We start from the raw sequence: 17,422 nt of genomic DNA on the forward strand, positions 1-17,422 counted from the left end.
TCAGCCGAAGAAGCCGACCGAGCAGGTCTGCTGGTCGGCGCTCTGGCCGGTGACCGATTCTGGCAGGGCAACCTTGGATCCGTCCTCGGGAGTCGCTGCAGGAGTGCCGGGTGCAGGAGTGCCCGGTGCCGCCTCGGCCGTCGCCAGCGGATCCGCGGTCGCCGGGCCCGACGGAGCGGCGGTGTCGGCCGGGGCCGCCGCCTCGCCCTCCACGGTCGCGCCGGCGCCCGTGCCGCCGGTGATGGCGATCGGCTGATCGGTCTGCAGGGCGCTCGCCAGGACGTCGCCCGCGGCGCGGTCCGGCTCCACTCCGCTCGGAGTCGCCCCGGTCGGGTACTGCGCGAAGACGACGTCCGCGAGGTCGACGTCCTTCAGCGCGAGTCCCATCTGGACCATCGTGTTCACGTTGTCGAGACCGGTCGAGAGCGTCATGTTGCCGAGCGCCGCCTTCGCGAGACCGTAGAGCGCGACCGGGTTGAGGAGGGTGTCCGCGCTCTTGATCCGGCGCACGAGCGCCGAGAGGAAGACCTGCTGGTTGCTGATGCGGGTCAGGTCGCTGCCGTCGCCGATGCCGTGGCGGCTGCGGAGGAACTGCAGCGCCGCCATGCCCTCGAGCGAGTGCACGCCCGGCTCGAGGTAGGTGTTCGTGTAGGGGTCCGCGATCTCGGTCGCGACGCAGACGTCGACTCCGCCGACCGCGTTCGACATCTCGATCACGCCGTTGAACTGCACGACCGCGCCGTAGTCGACCCGGACGCCCATGAGGTCCTCGACGACCCCTGCCACGCAGCCGAGGCTGACGTCGCTGCCCATCGCCTCGTTGATCTTGGTGTCGTACCGGGCGGGGATCGTCTCACCCGTGGCGGCGTTCACGCACTCCGGGATGTCGACGTACATGTCGCGGGGGAAGCTCACGACCGTCGCGTTGCTGTGGTCGGCCGAGACGTGCATCAGCATGTTGACGTCGTTGAGGACGCTCGTCTCCTCATCGGGGTCGCCGTAGGCGTCGCCCTGGCCCTTCCGCGAGTCGCTGCCGACGACGAGGACGTTGAAGCCGCCCTCCAGTGCGCCGATCTCCGGGGCGCCTCCGGCCTCGACGCTGGAGCCGGCCGCGCCCGGGTGCAGGTCGACCGAGGGCTGCACGGACTGGACGATCAGCGTCGCCGCGATCGCGACCACCGACACCGAGGCGACCACGCCGACACCGCCCACGAGGGCGGCTCCCTTCACCAGGGTCCGCGCGAGGGTGTGCCGGTTCTGGCGGCCGTGCCGCACGAAGGGGCGCGGCGTGCGCGGAGTGTCGCGAGTCTGTGTCGAAGGGCCCGTGCGGCGCATCCGTCTCCCGGTGTCGAGGCGTCAGTGGTGCGGAGGTGAGGGCCGGGCGTCGATCCCGGGCGTCGCGCAATCCTATACAGAGGGCTGGCGCGTTCCGAAGGAGAGCGGGCGGCCCTCCGTCGTCGCGCGCCAGGACGGGCGTCGGAAGGCGCCGGCGGGAAGCGACGCGAAGAACGGGACGGCGTGGCGGACGGCGTGGCGGACGGCGTGGCGGACGGCGTGGCGGAGGGCGTGGCGGAGGGCGTGGGATTCGAACCCACGAGACGTTTCCGCCCACCAGTTTTCAAGACTGGCTCCATCGGCCGCTCGGACAGCCCTCCCGGCCGCTCCCGCAGGAGCGACACCCGATAGTAACCGCCGAGCGCGCGGGACCGTCGTCAGCGCAGCGCCGAGAGCGCGACCGCCACGCCGTCCTGGTGGACCGAGGGGACCACGGCGGAGGCAACAGCCCGCACCTCGTCGGGCGCCTGCCCCATCGCGAGCCCTGCGCCCTCGGCGGCGGCCCAGGTGAGCATCTCGATGTCGTTGCGGCCGTCGCCCAGCGCGACCACGTCGCTCCGCTCGATGCCCAGCTCCTCGCGGACGACCTCGAGCGCGGTGGACTTGTTGACGCCGTGGGGGGCGATGTCGAGCCAGGCGGTCCAGCCGATCGCGTAGCTGACCTGGTGCAGGCCCATCTCCTCGACCAGCGAGGTGAACTCCTCGATCCCGGTCTCGGGCGAGATCACGACGACGCGGGTGCACAGCCGGCCGAGCAGCTCCTCGAAGGGGACGTGGGTCGTCTCGGCACCCATCACGGCACCGCCCGGAAACGCCTCGGTGTAGAAGAAGGCGCCGTCCGCGTCCTCCACGGCGTAGTGCGCGTCGGGGAGGGAGCGGCGGATGGTCTCCAGGACCTCCGTCGGGTCGAAGGTCTCGACCGTCTCGGGGACGTAGGCACCGGACTCGTCCCGGCGGAGCGTGACCGCTCCGTTGCAGCAGATCACGTACTCGGGCGAGATCCCGAGGCGCTCGACGACCGGCAGGGTGGAGGAGGGCGAGCGCCCGGTGGCGAGCATCACCTCGTCGCCCTGGGCGGCCACGCGGGTGATCGCGTCCGTCACCGCGCGGGTGATGGTGCCGTCCTCGTGCATGACGGTGCCGTCGATGTCGAGGGCGACGAGGCGGCGGCCGGAGGCGCGGGCCGCGCTCATGCGACGGGCTCGAGCACCTCGAGGCCGCCGAGGTGGGGCCGCAGCGCCTCGGGGACGAGCACCGAGCCGTCCGCCCGCTGGTGGGTCTCGAGGAGGGCGACGATCCAGCGGGTGGTCGCGAGCGTGCCGTTGAGGGTGGCGACCGGAGCCGTCTTCCCCGACTCGGTGCGGTAGCGGGTGTCGAGGCGGCGGGCCTGGAACGTGGTGCAGTTCGAGGTCGAGGTCAGCTCGCGGTAGGTCTCCTGCGTGGGGACCCACGCCTCCACGTCGAACTTGCGCGCCGCGCTCTGGCCGAGGTCGCCGGCCGCCGTGTCGATGACGCGGTAGTGCAGGCCGAGGCTCTGCAGGACGTCCTCCTGGTACGAGAGGAGGCGCGCGTGCTCCGCCTCGGCGTCCTCGGGGAGGGTGTAGACGAACATCTCGAGCTTGCTGAACTGGTGCACGCGGATGATGCCGCGGGTGTCCCGTCCGCCCGAGCCCGCCTCGCGGCGGTAGCAGGTGCTCCAGCCCGCGTAGCGCTTCGCGCCGCCGGAGAGGTCGAGGATCTCGTCGGCGTGGTAGCCGGCGAGGGCGACCTCGCTGGTGCCGGTGAGGTAGAGGTCGTCGTCGCGGAGGCGGTACACCTCGTCGTCGTGCTCGCCGAGGAAGCCGGTGCCGTCCATGATCTCGGGGCGCACGAGGGTCGGCGTGATCAGCGGGGTGAAGCCGGCGGCGAGCGCCTTCTCGAGGCCCAGGTTCATCAGCGCGATCTCGAGGCGGGCGACCAGGCCCTTGAGGAAGTAGAAGCGCGCGCCGCTGACCTTCGCGCCGCGCTGCATGTCGATGCCGTCCAGCAGCTCGCCGAGCTCGAGGTGGTCGCGCGGGGCGAAGTCGAAGACGGGGCGCTCGCCGACCGTCCTGACGAGCTCGAACGACTCCTCGCCGCCCGCGGGGACGCCCTCGATGATCGGGTTGGCGATGCGCTTCACCAGCACGGTGAAGGCGTCGTCGGCCTCGGACGCCTCCTGCTGGGCCTGCTTGGCGGCGGCGGCGAGGCGCTGGGCCTCGGCGACGAGGGCCGCCTTCTCGTCCTTCGGAGCCTTGGCGACGGTCTTGCCGAAGGCGTTCTGCTCGGCCCGGAGCCGCTCCGCCTCGGTGATCGCCGCACGGCGCACGCGGTCGGCCTCGAGCGCCTCGTCGACCAGCTCGACGGAGTCGCCGCGCGCCTCCTGCGAGCGCTTCAGGACGTCCGGGTTCTCGCGCAGAAGTACGGGATCAATCACCCCAGCAGTGTAGAGGAGGGCCGGGACGGGCCGCCGCCCGCGCGTACCCCCGGGGCCGGCTGAGCATCGGCCGCGAGGAGGCATCCGATCGCGCGGACGGCTGCGAATCTGAGTCATCCCCCGAGAACGTCCCCCCGCGTTCGACACCCCTGCTCCCCTGAAGGCTCTTCCATGCACGCCACCCCCCTCATCGACGCGACTCCCGGCGTCGTCCTCGAGCGCGACGGCTCCGTCGCCCGGATCACCCTCAACCGCCCCGACGCCCTCAACGCGATCGACCTCGGCACCGCGCGACTGCTGCTGAGCACCGTCGCCGACCTCGACGCCGACGCCGGCTGCTCCGTCATCGTGATCGCCGCGGCCGGCCGCGCGTTCTGCACGGGCGGCGACATCTCGGCGATCATGGGGTCCGAGCACCCGGACCACCACCTGCGCGACGTCGCGACCACGACCGCCCAGGTGATCCGCCTGCTCGAGGACAGCCGCGCCGTCGTCGTCTGCGCGATCGACGGCATGGTCGCCGGCGCCGGCATCGCCTTCGCCCTGGCCGCCGACATCGTGATCGCGACTCCCGCCGCCCTCTTCCTCAGCGCGTACGGCGACGTCGGGCTCGTCCCGGACGTCGGAGTCACCGCCGCGCTCCCCCGCGTCGTCGGCCGCCGCCGCGCCCTGGACTTCGTGCTGTCGGGCCGCCCGGTCCGCGCGGCCGAGGCGCTGGAGTGGCAGCTCGTGACCGAGGTCGTGCCGCGCGCCGACCTCGCCGGTCGCGTCGACGAGCGCGTGCGCGCCCTGGCGGCGAAGCCGGCGCACGTCGCGTCCGCCGCCCGCCGCCTCCTGCGCACCGACCCGCTCGACCGCGCCGAGCGCATCGTCGAGGAGACGGACACCATGGTCGAGTTCCTGGCGGTCCCCGCCACGCGCACGCTCCTGGACGCCGAGCACGAGCGCCAGGCCCGCCGCGCCGCCCGGGCGACCGCCTCGCTCTGACCCGGCGCGAGCGTCCGCGACGACGCTCCGGCCCCGGGCCGGGCGGACGTCCGCCCGACGGCCCGCGGATCGGCCGGGCGTTCTCCTCCGATCTCGGCTACGGTGGTCCCCGCGAAGGGGAGTAGTTCCCACCGTCCGCCGAGCGGACGACGAGGCGCGTCGACATGCTGGTCCGGGACGATCCGGGCCCGGCGCTCCACCCCGGCTCCGGCCGGGGCGAACGAGACCTTCGGTCAGTCGACGCACGTCCTGACCGGTCCTCTCGCGCGGGTCGGCGGACCTGAGCCAGGAGATCGCATGGCGACCACCGCCCCCACCCCCAGTCCCGCACAGGTGCGCCGCTGGCGCCGCTACCTCGCCGACGAGCTCGCCGAGGCCTCCGTGTACCGCGACCTCGCCGGCCGCCGCTCCGGCGAGGAGCGGGAGATCCTGCTCGCGCTCGCCGTGGCCGAGGGACGCCACGAGGAGCACTGGCGCGAGCTGCTCGGCTCCGCGGCGGAGCCCGCGCCCCGCCCGGACCTCCGCACGCGCTTCCTCGGCTTCCTCACCCGCCGTTTCGGCTCCGTGTTCGTCCTCGCCCTGATCCAGCGCGCCGAGGCCCGCTCCCCCTACGCCGACGACGACGACGCCACCGAGGCGATGGCCGCCGACGAGCGGATCCACGGCGAGGTCGTCCGCGGGCTCGCCGAGCGCGGTCGCAACCGCCTCTCCGGGACGTTCCGCGCGGCGGTCTTCGGAGCGAACGACGGCCTGGTCTCGAACCTCGCCCTCGTGCTCGGAGTGGGGGCGAGCGGAGTCGGGACGGGCGTCGTCCTGTTCACGGGCATCGCGGGCCTGCTCGCCGGCGCCCTCTCGATGGGCGCGGGCGAGTTCGTCTCGGTGCGCTCGCAGCGCGAGCTGCTCTCGGCCTCCAGCCCGGACCTCGACGCGAACCGCATCGTCCCCGATCTGGACGTCGACGCGAACGAGCTCGCCCTGGTCTACCGCGCTCGCGGGATGACCCAGGAGCAGGCCGACGCGCGTGCCGCCTCCGTCTTCACGGGCCTGCGCGGCGGCGCCGTCACCTCCCCCATCACGCTGGGCGGTCCCGCAGGAGACCCCGACGTCGACGAGCACGAGTCGATCGGCACGGGCATGGGCGCGGCGCTGTCGAGCTTCTGCTTCTTCGCCTCGGGCGCGATCATCCCGGTGCTGCCCTACCTGCTCGGCCTGACGGGGCTCGCCGCGGTAGTCGTCGCCTGCGTGCTCGTGGGCATCGCCCTGCTCGCCACCGGCGCGGTCGTCGGGCTGCTCTCGGGCGCCCCGCCTCTGGCCCGGGCGCTGCGCCAGCTCGGGATCGGCTACGGCGCGGCCCTGGTGACCTACCTCCTCGGCCTGCTCTTCGGCGCGTCCGGAGTCTGAGCCTCGGCCTCGAGGAGCTGCGCGGACTCGCGCGGCTCCTCGGCGCGGGGCCGCACGACGACGCCGCGCCACCGCAGCGCCGCCACTCCGACCGCCAGCAGCAGCGACGCCGGCAGGCAGCCCAGCAGGGGGATGCAGGAGTAGTAGAGGAGCTGCCGCTGGATCCACGCGGGCGAGGGCACGTCGGAGTCGCCGTAGTAGGGCGGAGGCGGCGAGGAGTAGCCGGTGTAGAGGAGCGCGAGGCCGATCAGGGTCCCCGCGAGGCCGGCGAGCAGGAGCACGAGGAGCCACGGGTTCCGCAGCAGGGGCGCCTCGCGCACGGGCTCGGCGGGAGCAGCGGGAGCGGGGTCGGCGGCCGGCTCCGGCAGGGGTGCGGGCGCGGTCTCGGCGCCGAGGCGGTGCGACCGCCGGCCCTCGGCGGCTCCGGCGATGTCGGGCAGGGCCATGATGCGGCGCGGTCCCGGCACGGACGAGGAGCCGGGGCGGACCACGCGCGACTCCGGGGGCGCGGGACGAGCGGCGGCTCCGGACGTGGCGGCGGGAGCGCCGGGGGCGGCACCCGTGCCGGGCCTGGCGAACGCCCGCTCGTCGCCTCTCAGACGCTCCACCGGTCCCGAGAACCCGCGCTGGAAGGCCGGGTCGTAGCGCGGGTCGACCCGTTCGTCGTCGTCAGTCATCGTCGCGACCCGTCATCGTCGTCCCCGGTCATCGTCGACCTCCGGCTCGTGGGAGAGGATCCCGCGCAGCCAGTCGCGGGCCTCGAGGAACACCTCGTCGTCGTAGCGTCGCACGGAGGTGACCGGGCGGCGGTCAGCGCGCGGATACGAGCCGAGGAAGATCACCTTCGGGCTGAAGCGCCGCAGCCCCATCAGCGCGTCGGCGACCCGCTCGTCCTGGACGTGCCCGTCGAGGTCGATGACGAACCGGTACCGGCCGAGGGCGTCGCCGATCGGCCGCGACTGGATCATGCTCAGGTTCACCCCGCGGGTCGCGAACTGCTCGAGCATGTCGAGCAGGGCGCCCGGCTGGTCGGCCGGGAGCTCGGCGATCACGCTGGTCTTGTCGGCGCCGGTCGGCTCGGGCAGCGCGTGCGAGCGCGAGACGTGCACGAAGCGCGTGACGGCGTTCGCGTTGTCGCCGATCCGCTCCGCCAGCACCGCGACGTCGTGGTGGGCGACGATCCCAGGAGGGGCGATGGCCGCGTCCGCGGGAGATCCGCCCAGCAGGTCGACGGTGGCCTGGACGTTGCTGGAGGCCGGCAGGTGCTCGTGGCTGGGGATCTCGCTGTCGAGCCACACCCGGCACTGTCCGTAGGCCACGGGGTGCGCGGCGACGGTTTGCACCTCCTCGAGGCTCGTCCCCGGGCGGCCGACCAGGATGAACGACACCGGCACCAGGTACTCGCCGACGATGCGCAGCCCCGGGATCCGCGCCAGCGCGTCCTGCGCGGCCGTCACTCCGCCCTCGACCGAGTTCTCGATCGCGATCACCGCGCCGTCGCTGCGGCCGGTGACCACATCGCTCAGCGCCTCCCCCACGTTCGCGACGCTGCGCCACAGCTGTCCGCGTGCCTCCGGGACCTGCGCGAGGGCCGCCTCCGTGAACGTGCCGCTGGGCCCGAGATAGCTGTAGGCACGGGTCTCGGGGGCGCTGACGGGCATGGCGCAAGCCTAGCCAGCCGCGGTACCCCTGGAGGGGGCCGGACTGCCACTATGGACCGCATGACCGATCGCGCAGGGAAGCCGGCACAGGCCTCCGATCTCATCGACGTCGAGGCCCTCGTGAGGGCGTACTACGAGAAGAAGCCGGACGTCTCCGACCCGGCTCAGAAGGTGGTGTTCGGCACCTCGGGCCACCGCGGATCCTCGTTCGACACGGCCTTCAACGAGGACCACATCGCCGCCGTCACCCAGGCGATCGTCGAGTACCGGACCGAGCAGGGCATCACCGGCCCGCTGTTCATCGGCGCCGACACGCACGGGCTCTCCCGCCCGGCCCTCACCACCGCCCTCGAGGTCCTGGTGGGCAACGAGGTCCGCGTGCTCGTGGACGAGTTCGACGACTTCGTGCCGACGCCGGCGCTCAGCCACGCGATCCTCCGCTACAACAACGACCCCGCGCACACCGACCGGGCCGACGGCATCGTGGTGACCCCCTCGCACAACCCGCCCCGCGACGGCGGCTTCAAGTACAACCCGCCGCACGGCGGCCCCGCCGACTCCGACGCGACGACCTGGATCGCCGACCGGGCCAACGAGCTCATCGCCGACGGCAACCGCGGCGTGACCTCGGCCGAGCCCTCCGCGGTCGAGACCTACGACTACCGCACGCACTACGTCGCGGACCTGGCGAACATCATCGACCTCGACGCGATCCGGAAGGCCGGCGTGCGGATCGGGGCCGACCCCCTCGGCGGCGCCTCCGTGCACTACTGGCAGCTGATCGCCGAGATGCACGGCCTCGACCTGACCGTGGTGAACGGGGAGGTCGACCCGGCCTGGGGCTTCATGACCCTCGACTGGGACGGCAAGATCCGGATGGACCCGTCCTCCCCCAGCGCGATGGCCTCGGTGGTCGCGCGCGCCGGCGACTTCGACATCCTCACCGGCAACGACGCCGACGCGGACCGGCACGGCATCGTCACCCCCGACGGCGGGCTGATGAACCCCAACCACTACCTGGCCGTCGCGATCGACTACCTCTACCGCCACCGCACCGGCTGGCGCGAGGACGCGGCGATCGGCAAGACGCTGGTCTCCTCCTCGATCATCGACCGGGTCGCGGAGTCGCTGGGCCGGCGCCTCTGGGAGGTCCCGGTGGGCTTCAAGTGGTTCGTCCCCGGGCTGGTCGACGGCTCGGTCGGCTTCGGGGGCGAGGAGTCCGCGGGCGCCTCGTTCCTCCGCTTCGACGGCACCGTCTGGACCACCGACAAGGACGGCATCCTCCTCGCGCTGCTCGCCTCCGAGATCGTGGCGGTCACCGGGAAGAGCCCGTCGGCGCTCTACCGCGAGCTGACCGAGCGCTTCGGCGACCCGGTCTACGAGCGCGTGGACGCGGTGGCGACGAAGGCGCAGAAGGCGGCCCTCGGAAAGCTGGACGGCGACGCGATCGCGGCGACGACCCTCGCCGGGTCCGAGATCACCGCGAAGCTCTCGAAGGCGCCCGGCAACGGCGCGGCCGTCGGAGGCGTCAAGGTCGTCACGGAGGACGCCTGGTTCGCCGCGCGCCCCTCCGGCACCGAGGACGTCTACAAGATCTACGCCGAGAGCTTCCGCGGCCTCGACCACCTGCACGAGGTCCAGGCCGAGGCGCGCACGATCGTGGACGCGGCGCTGAACTCCTAGGCGCTGCGCTCAGTCGCCCGAGAAGGCTCGTTCCCGCCCAGGAGAACGAGCCTTCTCGGGCGACTCAGCGGCGGTGAGGAAAGGGCCGGCTACCAGCGCGGGTGGACGGTGGGGCGGAAGTGGGTGTCGTAGAGGGCGTTCACGGCCTCCATGAAGGCGGGGCCGAGGGGCGCGGCGGAGGCGGCGGCCGCGTTGGCGCGGGCCTGCTCGGGCGAGCGGGCGCCGGGGATCACCGAGGTGACGCCCTCCTGCTGGATGATCCAGGCGAGCGCGGCCGCCGCGGGGGCGAGGCCGTGGTCGTCGGCGAGGCGGGAGAACTCCTGCGCGGCCTCCACGCCGGTCGCGAAGTCGACGCCCGAGAAGGTCTCGCCGACGTCGAAGGCGGAGCCGTCGCGGTTGTAGCTGCGGTGGTCCTCCGGAGCGAACACGGTCTCGGTCGTGTAGCGGCCGCTGAGCAGGCCCGAGGCGAGCGGGACGCGCGCGAGGATGCCGACGCCGGCCTCGCGGGCGGCGGGCAGCACCTCGTCGAGCGGCTTGAGGCGGAACGCGTTCAGGATGATCTGGACGCTCGCGACGTTCGGGCGGGCGATGGCGGTCAGCGCCTCCTCCGTGCGCTCGACCGAGACGCCGTAGGCGGCGATCGCGCCCTCGGCGACGAGGGTGTCGAGGGCGTCGTAGACGGCGTCCTCGGAGTAGACGGAGGTGGGCGGGCAGTGCAGCTGCACCAGATCGAGGGTGTCGACGCCGAGGTTGGCGCGCGAGCGGTCGGTCCAGGCGCGGAAGTTGTCGAGCACGTAGTTGGCGGGGATCTGCTCCGCGCGACGGCCCATCTTGGTGGCGACGAAGACCTGCGCGTCGGGGTGCGCCGCGCGGTAGGCGCCGATCGTCCGCTCGCTGCGGCCGTCGCCGTAGACGTCGGCGGTGTCGAAGAGGGTCACCCCCGACTCCACTGCGGCGTCGAGCACGGCGAGGGCGTCGGTCTCGGCGACGTCCCCCCAGTCGGCACCGAGCTGCCAGGTTCCGAGGCCGACGACGGAGACGGGGGCGCCGGTGCGTCCGAGGATTCGAGTTTCCATGCCTCCACCGTAGGTGCGGCCGAGCCCGCGGCGGACCCCCTTGCGCGTGCTCTAACGTCGAGGGCATGCCCCTCCTCGTGCTCGGAAGCGCCAACCTCGACCACGTCCACCGGGTCGCCCGGATCCCCGCTCCCGGAGAGACGGTGCTCGCCCTCGGCGCGAGCACGTTCCCGGGCGGCAAGGGCCTCAACCAGGCCGTCGCGGCCGCACGGACCGCGCCCGGCACCGTCTTCGTCACGAGCCTCGGACGCGACTCGGCGGGAGACCGGCTCGCCGCGGTCCTCGGCGAGGAGCCGCTGGAGCTGCGCGCCCGCCGCGGCGACGTCCGCACCGGCACCGCGCAGATCACCGTGGACGAGCGCGGGGAGAACGCGATCGTCGTCGACTCCGGAGCGAACGCCGCCCTGGTCGGATTGACCGCCGAGGAGTCGGCCCTGGTGGCGGCGGCCGACGCCCTGCTCCTCCAGCTCGAGATCCCGACGGCGACGGTGACGGAGGCGGCCCGCGCCGCGCGCGCCGGCGGCACGGTGTCGATCCTGAACGCCGCCCCGATCGGCCCGCTGCCGGAGGAGCTCCTCGCGGTGCTCGACGTGCTGATCGTCAACGAGCACGAGGCCCGCGAGCTCGCCGCCGATCGCGGCATCACCGCCGCCGACGACGACGCGCTCGCCGCTGCCCTCACCGCGCTGGTGCCGCTCGTGCTGGTCACCCTCGGCTCCGACGGCGTCGTCGTGGCGGTCCGCGACCGCGAGCCGGAGCGCACCCCGGCCTTCCGGGTGGAGGCCGTGGACACCACCGGCGCCGGCGACACCTTCTGCGGCGCCTTCTCGGCCCGGCTCGCCGCCACGGGAGCACGGCTCGACGATCCGGAGCAGCTGGTCGCCCTCACCCACTGGGCGAGCGCGGCCGCGGCGATCTCGGTCACCCGCGCCGGAGCGGCGGTGTCCGCGCCGACGGCGGCCGAGACGGACGCGTTCCTCGCCGAGCGCGCCTGAGCGGGAGCTCCTCAGGGGGAGACGGCGCGGACACAGGCCTCGGGCGCCCTGCAGCACCGTCGCTCCGGTCGGCACGGTGCACTCCGAAGAAGCACGAGAGCGCCCGGCCCGGCTCCGCTCCTCGCGGCGGGGCGTCCCGCCCGGCGGACAGCCGCGCCCGCTAGCGGATCCGGCTAGTCGATCGCGGCGACCCGGACGGTCACCCGCGGCCGCAGCTCCGGATGCACCCGGACGCACCACTCGCGCACCGCGGCTCCGATCGCGCGCGCCACGTCCGGCGCGGACGCCTCAGCGGTCACGCAGAGGTCGACGGCCACGAACACCTCGTCCCCCGCGACGCGGACCAGGACCGGATCGGCGAACGTGCCGCCGCTCGCGGTGCCCAGCGGCTCGACCACGATCCCGGTCGCGCTCAGCGCCGTCGCCGCATGCGCGAGCACGTCGCGCACCTCGGGCCTGGCCGGCATCAGGGTCGCGACACCGTCCAGGGCGCGCAGCTCCGCAGCGAGCGCGGACACCGGATCGACCGGGGCCGCCGCCTCGAGGCCGCTCACGACTCCTCCGTCCCGGGGACGTAGACGTCCTCCACGCGGACGTCGATCCTCGACACCCGCAGCTCGGTCTGGGTCAGCAGCCGCGAGTGCACGCGCTCGCGCACCTGCTGGGCCGCCTCGGCGATCGGCACCCCCCAGAAGACCGAGATCGTCAGCTCCACCACGACCTCCGCGCCCGGCTCGGCGATGTCGCCGACCAGGCGGCAGCGGCCGACCAGCACGCCGGCGACGCTGTCGCCCGCCTCGCGCACGAGTCCGCGGACCGCTCCCTCGGTGATCGTGAGCGCCACGTCGGGCTGGACGCTCGCCAGTGGGATGTCGCGTCCGGCCCGCGACTCGCGGCGCACCTGGGTGAGGATCGAGCCGAACCAGCTCTCCTCCGGCGCGGGCAGGCGTGCGGCGTCGTCGTCGATGAGCGCGCCGGAGAGGGCGCGCACGCGCTCGAGGGCGCGCAGAGTGCGCCGGTGCTCCGGCGACTCCTCGATGGCGGGGTCGTACGGAGTGCGCCCGCGGTCGAGGTAGTCGCTCAGCTCGTCGATGCCGATGCCGTCGCCCTCCTGCTCCGTCGCGTCCGCCTCCTGCTCGAGCGCGGGCGGCAGCACGACGTCGTGCTCCCCCGCGCGCTCCGGCCGGTCGCCGGGACCCTGGTCCGCGTTCATCGCGTCTGCTCCCTCATCGCCAGTCCTCCATCGCCACGACCAGCGACTCGCGCGCGCGGGCGAGCTTGCCCCGCACGGCGGTCACCGTGAGACCGAGGTGATCGGCGATCTCGTTGTACGACTCCCCGCCGACCTCGCGCAGCACCCAGCACTGCCGCTGCGACTCCGGCAGCTCGGACAGGGCGTGCGCGAGAGCCCGCATGGCGTCGCTCTGCTCGGCGGCCTCGAACGGGCCGGGCTCTCGGGCCGGGGGATGCTCCACGGCGTCGACGTCGTCGGTCGGGCGGCGCTGGCGCAGCAGGTCGACGCTGGAGCGGCTGACGATCCGCATCATCCAGCTGCGCACGCTCGCCGGCTCCTTGAGCTGCGGGAGCTGCGCCCAGACCGTGATCAGCGCGTTCTGCACGGCGTCGGAGGCGTCGGCCTGCGAGCCGGTGAGGCGCCAGGCGTAGGCGCGGAGGATCGACTGGTGCCGCTTGACGAGCACCTCGAAGGCGCGCACGTCGCCCTCGGCGGAGCGCTCGGCGAGCAGCGCGTCGCTCGCCGCTTCCAGTCCGGGCACGGCGCCTCCTCCCTCTCCGCTCACGCGGCCTCGGGCCGCCTCTCAGGTGACGCTCAGGAAAAAGTCCACCGAGCACCGTGACGAACGCCGTCCGGGCTCCGTCTCACTCATGAAAGCACAGCCCGACCGGATTTCCGCCGGGCCTTCGACCCCGGTCTGCTCAGCAACGGCAGCCGATGAGACGTCCAGGAGACCTCATGAGCGACACCACGCGCACCCCCTCCACCACCCGCGTCGACAAGACCTCCGTCGACACGGTCACGAGCCTCGGCGGCTCGCGGACCTCCGGCACCGCCCAGGGCACCACGGTCATCGACGACAGCGTCGTGGCCAAGGTCGCCGGCATCGCGGCCCGCCAGGTGCCCGGCGTCTTCGCCCTCGGCAACAACGCCGCCCGTGCCTTCGGCGCGATCCGCCAGGCCGTCGGCGGCGCCGACCACGCCCAGGGCGTGAGCGTCGAGGTCGGCGAGACCCAGGTCGCGGCCGACGTGACCATCGTCGTCGAGTACCCCGTGCCGATGCAGAAGGTCGCCGACTCCGTCCGCGCCGCCGTCTCCGAGGCCATCACCGAGCTCGTCGGCATGGCCGTCTCCGAGATCAACGTCGCCGTCGTCGACGTGCACATCCCCGGCGACGACAAGGACGACGAGGCCACCGAGAGCCGCGTCCGATGAGCGACTTCCAGCGCCCCGCGCCCACCGCCCCCGGCGGCCGCAGCACCGTCCTCGGTGTCGTGGTCGGCGCGATCCTCGCCTTCGCGGCCCTGATGTTCGGATTCTGGGGCTTCGTCCTCACCGCCCTCTTCATGGCCCTCGGCGTCGTGATCGCCCGCATCGCCGACGGCACCCTCGACGTGCGCAGCCTCGTGGACGTGTTCCGCGGCCGCACCACCTCCCGCTAGGAGCCCACCGTGACCGCTCTCGACACGCGTCCCGCATCGCCGGTGGCGGGCACCGTCACCATCACCGTCCGCTCCATCGAGCGCGCCGCCGTGGCGATCGTCCACGAGGAGCTGGGCGTGGAGGTCTCCGCGATCCGCGTCCGCCTCTCCGATGACCGGGGCGGCCTCGCCCTCGCGGTGACCGCGCCGGTCGTCGTCGAGCCGGGCACCGCCCCGGCCGGCGGCTCCCTGCTCGAGCGCCTGCACGGCGATCGCACCCGCATCGCCTCCCGCATGGAGGCGCTGACCGGGCGCACCGTCAGCCGGATCGACATCCGGGTCACGGGCACCCGCACCCGAAGCACGAGGAGAGTCGCATGAGCCCCGCACCGTCGGCGCCCGACACCCGCTACAGCCGCTACCTCCGTCGCGAGACCCACAAGTCCCGCTCCGCCGCGCAGATCGTCGTCCTGGTGCTCATCGCCCTGGTCGCGGCCTATGTCGGCACGGAGGCGGTGCTCGCGATCCTCGGCGCCGCGCCCCTGCTCGCCGCACCGTCCGCCCTGCTGGGCGCGATCGTCGGAGTCGCGTCGCTGGCGAACCCCGCCCTCATCGGCGTGGCCGTCGGCGCGGGCGTCCTCGCCCTGGTCCTGCTGGTGCTCGCACTGGCGCCCGGGGCCCGGGCCCGCCACACCGTGGACGACGACCGCCTCGCCGTGGTCGTGGACGACGGCGTGATCGCCTCCTCCCTGGCCCGCGCAGCCCGCACGGCCGCCCACTCCCGCCGCGAGGACACCCGCGCCTCGCTCGGGCGGCGCACCGCACTGGTCGAGGTGACCCCCGCCTCCGGCATCGCGGTCGACCGCGACGCCGTGCAGAGCGCCGTCGACGAGGAGCTCGCCCGCATCGGCGCGAAGCCCGCCCCGCGCTCCACCGTCCGCGTCTCGACCTCCGGGAGGATCTGATGACCACGAGCAACCGCTTCGTCAACCGGCTCGTCCTGCTCGTCGTGGGCCTCGTGCTCGCGCTGGTCAGCGCCGGAGCCGTCCTGATCGCCGTCTCGCAGCCGGTCCGCGACTCCGTCCTCTCCTTCGCCGACGGCGAGGGCGCGGCCCTGGTCTCGCGCCTCTCCCCCGAGGAGGGCACCGCCTGGAGCGATGCCGCCGTCCTCTGGCCGCTCTACGCCGTCGTCGGGATCTGCCTCCTCGGCATCGTCCTCGCGCTGGTGATGGCCTTCGCCCACGGTCACGGCCGCACCGGCACCGTCCTCCGCGACGAGGCCGAGGGCGCGCCCGCCGGAGGGATCGAGATCGCGACCGGCTTCGCGGAGGACGTCCTCGAGACGGCCCTCGCGGGCCGGACGGAGCTCCTCGACGTCACGGTCGCGGCCTACCGCCACGGCTCCGAGACGGCGCTGAAGGTGCGCGTCCTCCCCCGCGGCGGCGTCTCGCCCCGCACCGTGGTCGACGCCGTGCACCAGGAGGTCGACGCGCTCGACGCGCTGCTCGGCGCCCGCCTGCCGGTCCTGCTCGAGGTCGCCTCGAGCGCCCGGGCCGGCTTCTCCAAGGAGGACCGGGTCGCCTGACCCCGGTCCCGCAGCTTCCCCGGCACCCGCCGGCGGATGGTCACACCGAACAGAAGGAGCCCCTCATGGGTGCAGACGACAAGATCCGCAACGCAGCCGAGAACCTGGTCGGCAAGGCCAAGGAGGCCGTCGGCAAGCTGACGGACAACGAGCGCCTCGAGGCCGAGGGCCAGGCCGACCAGACCAAGGCCCACACCAAGAAGGTCGGCGAGGACGTCAAGGACGTCTTCAAGAAGTGATCTGACCGGAACCTCGACGGGGCCGTCACCGCATCAGCGGTGGCGGCCCCGTCGTCGTGCGTGGAGCGGGTGCGTCGAGCGTCAGACGCCCCAGAACATGATCCGGCCGGCGGAGGCCGCGTCGATGCTCTGGTCGTGGTTGTCGGCGGTGTGCGAGGAGTAGAGGATCCTGTCGCCGTCGACGCTGGTCACGACGCCCGTGTGGTCCCAGTCGCCCGAGCCGTCCCAGTCGAACTGGACGATGTCGCCCTGCTTCACCCGGCTCCGCTCGGAGTCGGGGATGGCGGTCGCGCGCTCGGGGTGCGCGGCGAGGTAGGCGTTGAACGCTGTCGACGACGCCCAGGCGGAGCTGTACCCGCCGGAGGAGGAGTAGCTCCACTCGCCGTCCATCTCCCAGCCGCGGGCGATCAGCGACTGCGAGGTGAAGTTGACGCAGTCGTTGCCCGAGATCACGCCGTACTGGGCCGAGTTGTAGTCGTTCCAGTAGGTGGAGAGGTAGTCGAGCTGCGAGGCCAGGCGGCTCGCGTCCAGCGCGGCCTGGGCCTTCGCGGCCTCGATCGCCGGGTCGGGCGTGTAGGCGAAGGTGATCGCCGAGGCGACGACCTTCGTGCTGGCGAGCACGCCGGTCGCGGCGAAGCTGGGAGTGGCGGCCGCGGTCGGGGCGGCGAGGTCGGTCGAGGCCTCGGCCGTCGTGCCCTCCGCGGCGCCCGACGTGTCGACGGCCGGCTGCACCGCGTCGGCCGGGGTCCCGTCGACGGTGACCGCCGCGGCGGAGTCGGTGACCGCGTCGAACGTGATGGCCTGACCGTCGGCGTCGAAGAAGGCGACCGGGACCTCGCCCGCTGCCTCTCCGTCGGCCGGAGGGGCGGTGACCGTGATCTGGTCGGGGTTGTCGACCGCGACGCTGCCCTCGGCCTCGCCGAAGCGCACGGTGGCGACCGAGTCCAGGTTCGATCCCTCGAGCGTCACGCTCGTGCCGCCGGCGACGGTGCCGGAGGTGGTGGAGACGGAGCTGAGGACGACCCGGGCGGAGGCGGTGGTCGCGGGGAGCACGGCGACGCTGGTCGAGGTCGGAGCAGCGGACGGCGTCGCGGTGGCCGACTCGGCCGAGGAGCCGGTGCCGACGGTGAGGCTCAGACTCGACGCGACGGCCACGACGACGAGCCCGCCGGAGACGGCGAGCGCCAGCGTGCGCGGGGACGGGCGGAAGAAGGAGGCTTCGCGGCGGGCGGGCGCGGTGCGGAGCCGGTGCCCCTCCGCTTCGCGGCGGTCGCGGCGGGACGAGAACGATCCCTCCGGGGCGGGGTGCACCGGGGCGGGAGCCGAGGGCCGCATCCGGCCCGCCGCACC

20 protein-coding genes and 1 tRNA gene are annotated in these 17,422 nt (G+C 73.6%); 10 read left to right on the plus strand and 11 right to left on the minus strand.

All coding sequences use genetic code 11. From position 1 onward, the window contains the following. The 4 genes from C5C99_RS11070 to serS form a co-directional block, all read right to left on the minus strand. Complete coding sequence (locus C5C99_RS11070; protein WP_258059994.1) at nt 1–1,230, minus strand: LCP family protein; 1,230 nt, start codon at nt 1,228–1,230, stop codon at nt 1–3. Between the two features lie 337 nt (nt 1,231–1,567). Then, nucleotides 1,568–1,655, minus strand: a tRNA-Ser gene (locus C5C99_RS11080). 57 nt (nt 1,656–1,712) lie between these two features. Further along, entirely contained in the window at nt 1,713–2,528 is an 816-nt protein-coding gene (locus tag C5C99_RS11085; RefSeq protein WP_104224966.1) for an HAD family hydrolase, read from the minus strand. Next, complete coding sequence (serS, locus tag C5C99_RS11090; RefSeq protein WP_104224965.1) at nt 2,525–3,790, minus strand: serine--tRNA ligase; 1,266 nt, start codon at nt 3,788–3,790, stop codon at nt 2,525–2,527. Before serS ends, C5C99_RS11085 begins: the two co-directional genes overlap by 4 nt. A 171-nt stretch (nt 3,791–3,961) precedes the next feature. On the opposite strand from serS, the gene C5C99_RS11095 reads away from it, so the two are divergent. Both C5C99_RS11095 and C5C99_RS11100 read left to right on the plus strand, forming a co-directional pair. Beyond that, nucleotides 3,962–4,777: an enoyl-CoA hydratase/isomerase family protein gene (locus C5C99_RS11095; RefSeq protein ID WP_104340075.1), complete on the plus strand. Its 816-nt coding sequence runs from the start codon at nt 3,962–3,964 to the stop codon at nt 4,775–4,777. Nucleotides 4,778–5,074: 297 nt separating this feature from the next. Further along, entirely contained in the window at nt 5,075–6,178 is a 1,104-nt protein-coding gene (locus tag C5C99_RS11100; RefSeq protein ID WP_104224963.1) for a VIT1/CCC1 family protein, read from the plus strand. Here the strand turns inward: C5C99_RS11100 and C5C99_RS11105 are convergent. Next, nucleotides 6,139–6,855, minus strand: coding sequence for a hypothetical protein (locus C5C99_RS11105; protein ID WP_104288459.1), 717 nt, complete (start codon nt 6,853–6,855; stop codon nt 6,139–6,141). The two genes, C5C99_RS11100 and C5C99_RS11105, sit on opposite strands and share 40 nt — an antisense overlap. A gap of 12 nt (nt 6,856–6,867) precedes the next feature. Beyond that, complete coding sequence (pheA, locus tag C5C99_RS11110; protein WP_104340076.1) at nt 6,868–7,839, minus strand: prephenate dehydratase; 972 nt, start codon at nt 7,837–7,839, stop codon at nt 6,868–6,870. Nucleotides 7,840–7,899: 60 nt separating this feature from the next. Here pheA and pgm point away from each other — a divergent pair, with 60 nt between their 5' ends. Then, nucleotides 7,900–9,522 carry a phosphoglucomutase (alpha-D-glucose-1,6-bisphosphate-dependent) gene (pgm, locus tag C5C99_RS11115; protein ID WP_104224971.1) on the plus strand — a complete coding sequence of 541 codons (1,623 nt, stop codon included), beginning with the start codon at nt 7,900–7,902 and terminating at the stop codon, nt 9,520–9,522. A gap of 89 nt (nt 9,523–9,611) precedes the next feature. On the opposite strand, the gene C5C99_RS11120 is transcribed toward pgm, so the two are convergent. Further along, entirely contained in the window at nt 9,612–10,598 is a 987-nt protein-coding gene (locus tag C5C99_RS11120; RefSeq protein WP_104288458.1) for an aldo/keto reductase, read from the minus strand. A gap of 65 nt (nt 10,599–10,663) precedes the next feature. Here C5C99_RS11120 and C5C99_RS11125 point away from each other — a divergent pair, with 65 nt between their 5' ends. Then, nucleotides 10,664–11,593 carry a ribokinase gene (locus C5C99_RS11125; RefSeq protein WP_104340077.1) on the plus strand — a complete coding sequence of 310 codons (930 nt, stop codon included), beginning with the start codon at nt 10,664–10,666 and terminating at the stop codon, nt 11,591–11,593. 173 nt (nt 11,594–11,766) lie between these two features. Here the strand turns inward: C5C99_RS11125 and C5C99_RS11130 are convergent, their stop codons facing one another. Genes C5C99_RS11130 through C5C99_RS11140 form a run of 3 tightly spaced genes read right to left on the minus strand, consistent with a single transcriptional unit; the run spans nt 11,767 to nt 13,368 of the window. Continuing rightward, nucleotides 11,767–12,147, minus strand: coding sequence for a hypothetical protein (locus C5C99_RS11130; RefSeq protein ID WP_104328083.1), 381 nt, complete (start codon nt 12,145–12,147; stop codon nt 11,767–11,769). Further along, nucleotides 12,144–12,806: an Asp23/Gls24 family envelope stress response protein gene (locus C5C99_RS11135; protein WP_104308434.1), complete on the minus strand. Its 663-nt coding sequence runs from the start codon at nt 12,804–12,806 to the stop codon at nt 12,144–12,146. Before C5C99_RS11135 ends, C5C99_RS11130 begins: the two co-directional genes overlap by 4 nt. Nucleotides 12,807–12,819: 13 nt before the next feature. Beyond that, nucleotides 12,820–13,368: an RNA polymerase sigma factor gene (locus C5C99_RS11140; protein ID WP_104224956.1), complete on the minus strand. Its 549-nt coding sequence runs from the start codon at nt 13,366–13,368 to the stop codon at nt 12,820–12,822. Between the two features lie 197 nt (nt 13,369–13,565). On the opposite strand from C5C99_RS11140, the gene C5C99_RS11145 reads away from it, so the two are divergent. From C5C99_RS11145 to C5C99_RS11170, 6 genes are all read left to right on the plus strand, one after another. After that, entirely contained in the window at nt 13,566–14,042 is a 477-nt protein-coding gene (locus C5C99_RS11145) for an Asp23/Gls24 family envelope stress response protein (RefSeq protein WP_104226785.1), read from the plus strand. After that, nucleotides 14,039–14,269 (plus strand): DUF2273 domain-containing protein, encoded by a 231-nt coding sequence (locus tag C5C99_RS11150; RefSeq protein WP_104224954.1) that lies wholly within the window; start codon nt 14,039–14,041, stop codon nt 14,267–14,269. Before C5C99_RS11145 ends, C5C99_RS11150 begins: the two co-directional genes overlap by 4 nt. Nucleotides 14,270–14,278: 9 nt before the next feature. Further along, the gene (locus C5C99_RS11155; protein ID WP_104224953.1) at nt 14,279–14,629 is read left to right on the plus strand and encodes a hypothetical protein; all 351 of its coding nucleotides are present in this window, start codon (nt 14,279–14,281) and stop codon (nt 14,627–14,629) included. Beyond that, nucleotides 14,626–15,213 (plus strand): DUF6286 domain-containing protein, encoded by a 588-nt coding sequence (locus tag C5C99_RS11160; RefSeq protein ID WP_104226787.1) that lies wholly within the window; start codon nt 14,626–14,628, stop codon nt 15,211–15,213. The genes C5C99_RS11155 and C5C99_RS11160 overlap by 4 nt, the downstream gene beginning before the upstream one ends. Next, nucleotides 15,213–15,833 (plus strand): hypothetical protein, encoded by a 621-nt coding sequence (locus tag C5C99_RS11165; protein ID WP_104224951.1) that lies wholly within the window; start codon nt 15,213–15,215, stop codon nt 15,831–15,833. Before C5C99_RS11160 ends, C5C99_RS11165 begins: the two co-directional genes overlap by 1 nt. Nucleotides 15,834–15,898: 65 nt before the next feature. Beyond that, on the plus strand, nt 15,899–16,072 hold the full coding sequence (locus C5C99_RS11170) for a CsbD family protein (protein WP_104226788.1): 174 nt from the start codon (nt 15,899–15,901) through the stop codon (nt 16,070–16,072). An 81-nt stretch (nt 16,073–16,153) separates the two neighbouring features. Here C5C99_RS11170 and C5C99_RS11175 read toward each other — a convergent pair. Beyond that, on the minus strand, nt 16,154–17,422 hold a 1,269-nt coding region (locus tag C5C99_RS11175; protein WP_146085503.1), incomplete at its 5' end, for an amidase domain-containing protein.

Source organism: Rathayibacter sp. AY1C4, from assembly GCF_002932195.1.
GTDB lineage: Bacteria > Actinomycetota > Actinomycetes > Actinomycetales > Microbacteriaceae > Rathayibacter.

What these genes read in the sequence shown, in the direction of transcription:
- C5C99_RS11135 (WP_104308434.1), bottom strand. Translation starts at nt 12,806, where the DNA reads ATGAACGCGGACCAGGGTCCCGGCGACCGGCCGGAGCGCGCGGGGGAG.
- C5C99_RS11085 (WP_104224966.1), bottom strand. Translation starts at nt 2,528, where the DNA reads ATGAGCGCGGCCCGCGCCTCCGGCCGCCGCCTCGTCGCCCTCGACATC.
- C5C99_RS11100 (WP_104224963.1), top strand. Translation starts at nt 5,075, where the DNA reads ATGGCGACCACCGCCCCCACCCCCAGTCCCGCACAGGTGCGCCGCTGG.
- pheA (WP_104340076.1), bottom strand. Translation starts at nt 7,839, where the DNA reads ATGCCCGTCAGCGCCCCCGAGACCCGTGCCTACAGCTATCTCGGGCCC.
- C5C99_RS11125 (WP_104340077.1), top strand. Translation starts at nt 10,664, where the DNA reads ATGCCCCTCCTCGTGCTCGGAAGCGCCAACCTCGACCACGTCCACCGG.
- C5C99_RS11105 (WP_104288459.1), bottom strand. Translation starts at nt 6,855, where the DNA reads ATGACTGACGACGACGAACGGGTCGACCCGCGCTACGACCCGGCCTTC.
- C5C99_RS11120 (WP_104288458.1), bottom strand. Translation starts at nt 10,598, where the DNA reads ATGGAAACTCGAATCCTCGGACGCACCGGCGCCCCCGTCTCCGTCGTC.
- pgm (WP_104224971.1), top strand. Translation starts at nt 7,900, where the DNA reads ATGACCGATCGCGCAGGGAAGCCGGCACAGGCCTCCGATCTCATCGAC.
- C5C99_RS11095 (WP_104340075.1), top strand. Translation starts at nt 3,962, where the DNA reads ATGCACGCCACCCCCCTCATCGACGCGACTCCCGGCGTCGTCCTCGAG.
- C5C99_RS11165 (WP_104224951.1), top strand. Translation starts at nt 15,213, where the DNA reads ATGACCACGAGCAACCGCTTCGTCAACCGGCTCGTCCTGCTCGTCGTG.
- C5C99_RS11160 (WP_104226787.1), top strand. Translation starts at nt 14,626, where the DNA reads ATGAGCCCCGCACCGTCGGCGCCCGACACCCGCTACAGCCGCTACCTC.
- C5C99_RS11150 (WP_104224954.1), top strand. Translation starts at nt 14,039, where the DNA reads ATGAGCGACTTCCAGCGCCCCGCGCCCACCGCCCCCGGCGGCCGCAGC.
- C5C99_RS11145 (WP_104226785.1), top strand. Translation starts at nt 13,566, where the DNA reads ATGAGCGACACCACGCGCACCCCCTCCACCACCCGCGTCGACAAGACC.
- C5C99_RS11170 (WP_104226788.1), top strand. Translation starts at nt 15,899, where the DNA reads ATGGGTGCAGACGACAAGATCCGCAACGCAGCCGAGAACCTGGTCGGC.